The sequence below is a fragment of the Pseudomonas sp. genome (assembly GCF_030696055.1).
Classification (GTDB): domain Bacteria; phylum Pseudomonadota; class Gammaproteobacteria; order Pseudomonadales; family Pseudomonadaceae; genus Aquipseudomonas.
In genome coordinates this window covers 1-4,199 of the sequence record NZ_JAUYNP010000318.1, presented here as the reverse complement: position 1 = coordinate 4,199, position 4,199 = coordinate 1, and the positions used below count along the sequence as shown (strand labels likewise).

Sequence of the window (4,199 nt, the reverse complement as noted above, 5' to 3'; positions counted from 1 at the left end):
CCCCGTCGACGGTTTTGCCGGAAAAACCGAAGCCGCGAATCTTGCCTTCGGCCTTGAGCGCGGCGAGGGTCGCGTAGACCTCGCTGTCATTGAGAATTGCCAGGTCGTTGCCGTCGGAGTGCACCAGCACCAGATCGATAACATCTGTTTCCAGGCGTTGCAGGCTGCGCTCCACTGAACGTCGAGTATGGGCGGCGCTGAAGTCGTGACTCGACTGGCCGTCGGCAAATTCTTCGCCGACCTTGCTGACGATCACCCAGTCCTCACGCTGACCACGCAACAGCGGGCCGAGGCGCTCTTCACTGCGGCCATAAGCCGGGGCGGTGTCGATCAGGTTGATGCCCAGGTCATGGGCCATGGCCAGCAGCTTGCGGGCGGTGGCATCGTCGGGAATGCTGAAACCGTTGGGGTATTTCACCCCCTGGTCGCGGCCGAGCTTGACCGTGCCCAGGCCCAGCGGTGAGACCAGCAGGTCGGTGGCGCCCAGGGGGCGGTGCAGGTTGTGCAGGCTGTGTAGGGCATGCATCAGAACAGTTCCTCCCAAACGGCAGGCGCTACGGCCGGACGCGGCAGCGCGGGCAGCGGTCCATGACTCGCCGGCTGAATGCCGTCGCGGTCCAGGGCGGCCAGCACGCGGTCGGCAAAATCCGGGGCTAACGCCAGTTTAGTCGGCCAACCGACTAACAGCCTGCCCTGCTCGTTGAGAAAAGCGTTGTCCGGGCGCACCAGGCCGGATTGCGCCGGCTCGGCGCGCTCGACCCGCAGGGTGGCCCAGCGCGCGCTGGACAGATCGACCCAGGGCAGCAGCTCGGCCAGTTCCTGCTGCGCGGCCTTGATCTGCGCCGCGGCGTCGCGGGCCACGCCCTCGGCTTCGGCCAGGTCGCCGCCCAGGTACCAGACCCATTCGCCATCGGCCGCCGGGTGAGTGGTGACCGTGACCCGCGGCTTGGGCCCGCCGCCCAGGCAGTGGGCATACAGCGGCTTCAGGCTCGGCCCCTTGACCAGCACCATATGCAGCGGACGCAGCTGTTGCGCGGGCTGGCTCAAGCCCAGGGCCGTCAGTAGTTCGGCGTTGCCGCGACCGGCGCTAAGGATGATGCGTTGCGCGCGGATCTCGCGGCCATCGACCCGCAGGCCGACCAGTTCGCCCTGTTCCCGCAGCGGCTCGATCTGTTGGCCAGCCAGCAAGCCATCGCCGGCCAACTCGGCCAGGCGGCCGATCAGGCTGGGCACGTCCAGTACCAGTTCGGCCAGGCGGTAGACCTTGCCCTTGAACTTGGGGTGTTGCAGGGCCGGCGGCAGCTGCTCACCCTTGACCTGGTCGACCCGACCGCGCACCGCCTTGCTGGCGAAGAAGCTGGTGATATTGCCGGCCAGGCTGCCGGGGGACCAGAGGTAATGGGCGTCGGACAGCAGGCGTACGCCGGACAGGTCCAGTTCGCCGCTGCCGCTCAGGGCTTCGCGCCAGCGCCTGGGCATATCGGCTATGGCTTCCGAGGCGCCGCTCAGGGCGCCGTGCAGGGCGTACTTGGCGCCGCCGTGGATAATCCCCTGGGACTTGACGCTCTGCCCGCCGCCGAGGCGGGCGTTTTCCACCAGCAGGGTGGCGAAACCCTGGCGGCGCAGGCGCGCATTCAGCCAGAGACCGGCGATACCGCCGCCAATGATCAATACATCAGTGCTTAGAGCCTGGGACATGCAGGGGTCTCGCCGGGAAAACAGGCGCGCAGTATAACCCGCTCGGGCCCGCGCGCCTGTCTCGGCTCAGTGCCCGACGCTGTGCGAGAAAAGCTGGATCACCACCACGCCGGCGACTATCAGGCCCATGCCGAGCATGGCCGGCAGGTCCAGGCGCTGCTGGTAGAGAAACACCGCGGCGATGCTCACCAGCACTATGCCGAGCCCGGCCCAGACCGCGTAAGCGACGCCGACCGGAATGCTTTTCACCACCAGGCTGAGCATCCAGAAGGAGAGGCCGTACCCGACCACCACCAGGATCAGGGGCAGGGGTTTGTTGAAACCATCCAGGGCCTTCATCGAGGCGGTGGCTATGACTTCGGCGGTGATGGCAACAGCGAGATAGAGATAGCCGCTCATGGTGAACCTCCTGTGTGGTCTGGCGGCCATTCTAGTTGTCTGGGCGATGGGATAAAGTGATTACCTATCTGTGATGGAGATGGGTTATGCAGTGGAGCCTGGAGCAGATCCGGCTGTTCGTCGGCGTGGCCGAGGGCCAGTCGTTCTCCGCCGTGGCGCGGCAGATCGGCCGGGCGCAGTCCGCCGTGAGCAACTCTATCGCCATGCTGGAGACCGACCTCGGCGTGCTGCTGTTCGAGCGCAGCAGCGGCCGCCAGCCGCGCCTGACTGCCGCCGGGCTGTCCCTGTTGGAAGAGGCGCGCGAGGTGCTGCGTCAGTGCCAGCGCCTGGAAGGGCGGGCGCTGGGCCTGGTGCGCGGCGAGGAGGTGCGCCTGCGCCTGGCCCAGGACGAGGCCATGCCCTATCAGCCGGTGCTGGACAGCCTGGTGGCGCTGGCCCAGGCCTTTCCGCTGCTGGAGGTGCAACTGGCCAGCGGCGCCCAGGGCGATGTGGCGCGCAAGCTGCTGGAGCGCCGCGCCGACCTCGGCCTGCTGTTCCACCATGAGCAGATGCCCGATGCCCTGGAGCGCCAGCGCCTGGGCACCATCGAGATGGTCACTGTGTGTGGCGCCAGCCACGCCCTGGCCGGCGCCGGGCATGTCGATCGGCGCGAACTGGCGCGCCATCGCCAGCTGCTGATGGCGCCGCAGGACAGCCATTATCCCGGCGGCGAGCAGCTCAGCCCCTCGGTATGGCGCACCGACAGCTTCTACGCCATGGCCGAACTGCTGATGCGCAACCTTGGTTGGGCCTGGCTGCCGCGCCATGTGGTGCAGTACCCGACCTATCAGAGCCAGCTGGTGGAGCTGAGCAGCGACTGGACGCCGCCGCCACTGGTGGTCGAACTGGTCTGCCGCCGCGACGAGGCATTGGGCCCGGCCGCGTTGTGGCTGGCGGAGTGCTTTGCCAAGCACCTGCAGGCCATCGGCTGATCGCTGGCGGCCTCTCTGTTAAGCTGCGCGCCCATGAATAGAAGCCTCTATACCCTGCTGTTTTATCTCGGCCTGCCGCTGGTCGCCGGGCGTCTGGCCTGGCGCGCCTGGCAGGCGCCGGCTTATGCCAAGCGTATCGGCGAGCGTTTCGCGCTCGGCCTGCCGCCGCTCAAGCCCGGCGGTATCTGGCTGCATGCGGTGTCGGTGGGCGAGAGCATCGCCGCCGCGCCCTTGGTACGCGAGCTTCTGGCGCGTTACCCGCAGCTGCCGATCACCATAACGTGCATGACTCCGACCGGCTCCGAACGCATCCAAGCCCTATTCGGTGGCGCCGAATATGCCGGGCGGGTGCAGCATTGCTACCTGCCCTATGACCTGCCCTGGGCGGCGGCGCGCTTTCTCGAGCGGGTGCAGCCACGGCTGGCGGTAATCATGGAAACCGAGCTGTGGCCCAACCATATCCACCAGTGCGGCAAGCGCGGGATTCCCGTGGCGCTGGCCAATGCGCGGCTGTCCGAGCGTTCGGCCCGAGGCTATGCACGCTTCGCCAAACTGACCGCGCCCATGCTCGCCGAGTTGGACCTGATCGCGGTGCAGACCAGCACGGAGGCCGAGCGTTTTCGTAGCCTGGGTGGGCGTGCCGAGTGCGTCGAGGTGACCGGCTCGATCAAGTTCGACCTGCATATAGATCCCGAACTGCTTGGCCGCGCCGAAGCCTTGCGCAAGCAGTGGCAGGCGCAGGCGCGGCCGATCTGGATAGCCGCCAGCACCCACGCCGGCGAAGATGAAATAGTCCTGGCGGCGCACCGCGAGCTGCTCAAGCGGTGGCCCGCGGCGCTGCTGATTCTGGTGCCGCGTCATCCCGAGCGCTTCAATGCGGTGTTCGAGCTGTGCCAGCGCCAGGGCTTTAGCACGCGTCGGCGCTCCAGCGGTGAGCCGGTGGAGGCGGGCGATCAGCTGCTGCTGGGCGACACCATGGGCGAGCTGCTGTTTCTCTACGCCTTGGCCGATACGGCTTTTGTCGGCGGCAGCCTGGTGGCCAATGGTGGGCACAACCTGCTGGAGCCGGCGGCGCTGGGCAAACCGGTGCTGAGCGGCCCGCACCTGTTCAACTTTCTCGAGATCGCCGCG

5 protein-coding genes are annotated in these 4,199 nt (G+C 67.4%); 2 read left to right on the top strand and 3 right to left on the bottom strand.

Features of this window, described 5'->3' with window-relative positions; all coding sequences use genetic code 11:
* The 3 genes from Q8Q83_RS19255 to Q8Q83_RS19245 form a co-directional block, all read right to left on the bottom strand.
* Positions 1-526: aldo/keto reductase (locus Q8Q83_RS19255; protein WP_305625739.1), on the bottom strand; the 526-nt coding region annotated here is incomplete at its 3' end.
* Positions 526-1,698, bottom strand: coding sequence for an FAD-dependent oxidoreductase (locus Q8Q83_RS19250; protein WP_305625738.1), 1,173 nt, complete (start codon positions 1,696-1,698; stop codon positions 526-528). The genes Q8Q83_RS19255 and Q8Q83_RS19250, both read right to left, overlap by 1 nt.
* A 66-nt stretch (positions 1,699-1,764) precedes the next feature.
* Positions 1,765-2,127 (bottom strand): multidrug efflux SMR transporter, encoded by a 363-nt coding sequence (locus Q8Q83_RS19245; protein ID WP_371132441.1) that lies wholly within the window; start codon positions 2,125-2,127, stop codon positions 1,765-1,767.
* A 56-nt stretch (positions 2,128-2,183) separates the two neighbouring features.
* Between Q8Q83_RS19245 and Q8Q83_RS19240 the strand changes: the two genes are divergently transcribed.
* Both Q8Q83_RS19240 and waaA read left to right on the top strand, forming a co-directional pair.
* Positions 2,184-3,068, top strand: a complete 885-nt coding sequence (locus Q8Q83_RS19240) for a LysR family transcriptional regulator (RefSeq protein ID WP_305625736.1) — start codon at positions 2,184-2,186, stop codon at positions 3,066-3,068.
* A 33-nt stretch (positions 3,069-3,101) separates the two neighbouring features.
* Positions 3,102-4,199 (top strand): lipid IV(A) 3-deoxy-D-manno-octulosonic acid transferase (gene waaA, locus Q8Q83_RS19235; RefSeq protein WP_305625735.1); only part of this gene is annotated, 1,098 nt, incomplete at its 3' end.

Coding starts and splice junctions, on each gene's coding strand:
- Q8Q83_RS19240 (WP_305625736.1), top strand. CDS start 2,184: ATGCAGTGGAGCCTGGAGCAGATCCGGCTGTTCGTCGGCGTGGCCGAG.
- Q8Q83_RS19245 (WP_371132441.1), bottom strand. CDS start 2,127: ATGGCCGCCAGACCACACAGGAGGTTCACCATGAGCGGCTATCTCTAT.
- Q8Q83_RS19250 (WP_305625738.1), bottom strand. CDS start 1,698: ATGTCCCAGGCTCTAAGCACTGATGTATTGATCATTGGCGGCGGTATC.